The organism is Clostridium tagluense, assembly GCF_003865095.1.
Taxonomy (GTDB): Bacteria; Bacillota; Clostridia; order Clostridiales; family Clostridiaceae; genus Clostridium_AD; species Clostridium_AD tagluense.
The window spans coordinates 1-1,811 of sequence record NZ_BHYK01000094.1; the positions used below are offsets into that span (position 1 = coordinate 1).

General features: G+C 37.2%; 2 protein-coding genes. Both read left to right on the forward strand.

Annotated elements, in window-relative coordinates; translation table 11 throughout:
- Nucleotides 1-229 precede the first annotated feature (229 nt).
- Nucleotides 230-382, forward strand: a complete 153-nt coding sequence (locus Ctaglu_RS25700; RefSeq protein WP_185732968.1) for a hypothetical protein — start codon at nucleotides 230-232, stop codon at nucleotides 380-382.
- A gap of 20 nt (nucleotides 383-402) precedes the next feature.
- Nucleotides 403-1,811: group II intron reverse transcriptase/maturase (gene ltrA, locus Ctaglu_RS24575; protein ID WP_125006693.1), on the forward strand; the 1,409-nt coding region annotated here is incomplete at its 3' end.

Here is a 1,811-nt window from a genome sequence, read left to right on the forward strand (position 1 = left end):
GTGTGCCAGGCATGGCAATTAACTAGGTGGTGAAAGTCCACTGTGGGGGTCTGTAGTTACCAACCACTAGCTGAAGACAAGGTATCCACCGTGAGGTGTGAACTGAAGGAAGTCTTAGGCAAAGTTCCGACCCAAGGAATACGAACATTTTCAGGCAAGCTATTTGTGGATGAGTCTGCTGAACAAGACAAAGTCCAATAACTACATAGAACGAATAGGTGTAAAGAATGTGGGTTCATGGAATGAAAGTGAATTGTCTTACCCTGGGAGGTCTCATGGACATGCGGAGATGAATTTGAAAGCATGGTCGAAAACGGTTTGCCATGAGAAGTCAGCAGAGGTCATAGTACCAGATATATTAATGATATTTGGGAAGGACTGAACATTAGGAGGTGAAAGTAAATGAATGTTACTAATAAAGAAATTAAATACAGCCAACTTCAAATTAATTTTGAAGACTCTATGCAAGAGGATAATGCGGAACATGAAAGCAATGCAGGAGTGTATGCTTCTTTAAAGATAACTGAAAACAACATCACCAATGGATTCGTGGTAAATGACAGATTGTTAGAGAAAATTATGGATAAGGAAAACGTAAGAGTTGCCTTAAAACGAGTTATTTCAAATAAAGGAAGCCATGGAATAGATGGGATGAAAGTCGATGAACTTCGTGCTTATCTCAACGAAAATTGGATTACTTTGAAACAATCAGTTATGGACGGAAAATTCCGTCCCAATCCCGCTCGGAGAGTGGAAATACTTAAGGAAGACGGGATTAAGAAAAGAAAGTTAGGAATACCAACTACAGTTGATAGAGTTATCCAACAAGCAATTGCGCAAATTTTAAGCCCTATGTACGAAGTTCAATTTTCAGATAGCAGTTACGGGTTTAGACCAAATCGAAGTGCGCATCAAGCCATTCGGAAATGCCAACAGTATATCCAAGAAGGGTATACCTACGCAGTAGACATGGATTTAGAGAAGTACTTCGATACAATCGACCATAGTAAACTTATTGAAATCCTATCTAGGACAATTAAGGATGGAAGAGTAATCTCCCTTATCCATAAATATCTTAGGGCTGGAGTAGTAATAGGAGGAACCTTTGAAGAAACAATTGAGGGTGTTATGCAAGGTGGACCACTTAGTCCGCTTCTTGGGAATGTTATGTTAAATGAATTAGACAAAGTATTAGAGGCAAGAGGTCACAGCTTTGCAAGGTACGCAGACGACCTTATGATTTATTGTAAAAGCAAAAGAAGTGCAATGCGTATTATGGATAATACTGTATCATTTGTAGAAAAGAAACTATTTCTAAAAGTAAATAGAGAAAAGACAAAGGTAGACCTAGTATGGAAGTTAAAGTTCCTTGGGTTTTCATTTTATAAAACCAAGGGTGAAGTTAGAGTGAGAATACATCCAAAGTCTATTATCAAGATGAGAGCCAAAGTTAAGGTTCTTACTGGAAGAAGTTATGGATTAAGTAATGAAGAAAGACCAATAAAGTTAAGACGATACATTATGGGATGGATTAATTATTTTAAAATTGCAGACATAAAATCATTACTTAAAACAGTAGACCAATGGATGCGACGACGAATACGCATGGTTTATTGGAAGCAATGGAAGAAAGTTAGAACTAGATTTAGTCAACTAATTTCTCTTGGCATTGAGAAAAGTAAAGCATTGGAATTCGCAAACACAAGAAAAGGCTATTGGAGAATTTCCAACAGCCCAATTATGACTCGCTCATTAACAAATGATACTTTAAAGAGACGTAACTACATATTCTTTTCGGATTATTATAGCCA